The 2,545-nt window shown below is 50.4% G+C and carries 1 protein-coding gene and 1 pseudogene; one reads left to right on the top strand and one right to left on the bottom strand.

Features of this window, described 5'->3' with window-relative positions; translation table 11 throughout:
- Window positions 1–930 (top strand): annotated as a pseudogene (locus GAC_RS00200) (sigma-70 family RNA polymerase sigma factor); the annotation flags it as partial.
- A gap of 48 nt (window positions 931–978) precedes the next feature.
- Here GAC_RS00200 and GAC_RS00195 read toward each other — a convergent pair.
- Window positions 979–2,545: DNA primase (locus tag GAC_RS00195; protein WP_037348948.1), on the bottom strand; the 1,567-nt coding region annotated here is incomplete at its 5' end.

Below are 2,545 nucleotides of genomic sequence, written 5' to 3'. Positions count from 1 at the left end.
ACTACATGAAAATATCTGGGAGCTTGTCTCTCAGATGAAGCTCAGTGATCCTGCGGTTTTGTCTGTAACCCAGCAGATCTATAACCTCAGCAAGGCCATAGCGGCGGAGGAAGCGGCGCTCATGTCGCTTGTAGAGAGTTACGGAGTAGACCGTAAAAGTTTCCTCGAGGCATATAACAACAATACAGTCTTTGAGCAAGCCAATGCTTCTCCTGAGTGGAAAAACCTGCTTGAGAAAGAGAAGAAAACCCTGACGGACATACAAAACAAGGTGCGCTTGCTATCAGGGGAAGATAGCCCGGGTAACTTTAAAGCCTTAGTCGCAAAGATCCAGAAACATGAGAGGACCGCCAACAAGGCAAAGCAGGAGATGATCAAGGCAAACCTGCGGCTTGTCGTATCGATTGCCAAAAAATCTCCAATCGCGGCCTGCAGTTCTTAGATCTCGTACAAGAGGGTAACATAGGGCTGATGAAGGCCGTGGATAAGTTTGACTACAAGCGCGGGTACAAATTCTCCACCTACGCCACCTGGTGGGTCAGACAAGCCATAACACGCGCGATAGCCGACCAGGCCCGTACCATCAGGATACCGGTACACATGATTGAGACCGTAAATAAGATCAACCGCACATTGAGGCAGATGTTGCACGAGATCGGTCGGGAGCCAACATTGGAAGAGCTGTCTACTAGGCTCGGCATGAATGTTGAGAAAATCCGCAAAGTGATGAAAATCGTAAAGGATCCTGTAAGCCTTGAAAGCCCCATAGGTGATGACGATAGCAGCACATTTGGCGATTGTATAGAAGATAAACGGGCTGTGAAGCCGGAAAATGCAGCAGTGCTGGCAGATTTGCGTGAGATAACCACGAAAGTGCTGTCAACCTTAACGCCCAAGGAAGAGAGAATTCTGCGTATGCGGTTTGGTATCGACATCACACCAAGCGCCCCAAATGTACGCCCACCGGAAAGAGATGTTTTAGCACCGCCACAAGCTTCTGAGCCTATCATCCACCTCCTTCGCGTGCTCAGAAAGGTTCAGTGCGATATCATATCGCCCTTCTAGCCTCAGTTTTACTATCTGCTCCTGGATTTCGCTGAGTTGTCTTGAGAGCATCAGCTTCTCCCATTCCCTTCTAGCGCGCTTTTCCACATCCGCATCAGAGCAACCCTTTGTTCCGAAGGCGCACCCTATGGCCGACATTTTTTCTTGTATTGAACGCAATGCTGGCTCAAAATCCGCCCTTCTAGAGCACAACTCCCCGATCAAATCTGCCTTAGAGAGCTCCCCACCATGTGCCTCTCTAATGTCTACTATGTGCTGTTGGAGCGGCCGCATATCGTCAGCGAAGTCAAGGCTGGCAAACTGCTCAAAAACCGTTACATCATAAAGGAGCCTTGGACACTCAACAATGGTGTATATAACCCGCATTTGGTAATTTTCCCCGGCACATGCCTGCAGAGAGACGCCTCCGAGTCTGCTGGACCTGAGCCCCTGCTCTATGGCGCGCGCACTTCCATGTGGCGCACCCCTCCCATTGTATTGTTCGCGCTGCAGCGCTTTGATTTGCTGGTAAAAAAAACTCTTGTAGTACTTCGCTATGTGCACATCCCGAATCTCCGATGTGTATTCCCGAATTCTCTGCTCAAGGGCCATGCACTGCTCTGGCACCACCTTGCCGGAAGACGCAATGTTCGCACGGGCTAGTTCATAGTCCCACACGAATTCCGAAAGCAGTTTTGCATGCTCAACGAGACCCTTGGCGGTATCGGGGCCCAAATTTACACAGACATCATACGGGTCTTTCCCCTGCGGAGAGGTAACAAACCGTATGCTATGGCCGGATTTTATTATAGAAAGGGCAAGATGGGCTATCTTCATAGACGCATTCATCCCCGCACCATCGCCATCCATCCAAACCACTACCTCAGGCACAATGTCCCACATGTGCCTGAGATGCGCCTCCGTCATGGCAGTGCCTAGCAACCCTACAACATTGCTTATCCCAAGCTGGCTGAGAATGAGCACATCCATATACCCCTCAACCGCGATGATCCTGCCCAGTTTCTTCGCAGCGGCTAGTGCAAGGTGCAGGCCATATAGACTTTCTCGCTTTTTAAATAGCGCATTTTCCGCTGAGTTTAAGTATTTCGGAGAGTGCTTATCACTGACAGATCTGCCACCAAACGCGATCACCCTGCCCGTGGCGCTGCATATGGGAAACACCAACCTGTTATATAAACAGTCCTGAAAGTTCTTGGTCAACAGGCCTGCATCCCGCACCTTCTCGAAACTAATCTGGGACGACGCAAAACACGTCTTGATTCCGGACACGGGAACGTACCCCAACCTGAACTTTCTTATAGTCTTCTCGTCGATGCCCCTGCTCCTCAAATACGAAAGTGCTGTGGGTGACTTTGACAGTTGCTCAACAAACCAGCGGGCTGCGTAGTCCATTAGCTCATACAGGAAATCCGCCTCTCCCCTCCCAGCTTTCGCAGGCAAACTCACTCCGTATACCTGCGCTAAATATTCAATGGCCTCT

It is taken from the genome of Anaplasma marginale str. Florida (assembly GCF_000215485.1).
GTDB classification, from domain to species: domain Bacteria; phylum Pseudomonadota; class Alphaproteobacteria; order Rickettsiales; family Anaplasmataceae; genus Anaplasma; species Anaplasma marginale.
Note: the sequence above shows the minus strand (reverse complement) of the source record. Positions and strands in the feature narration are given on the sequence as shown.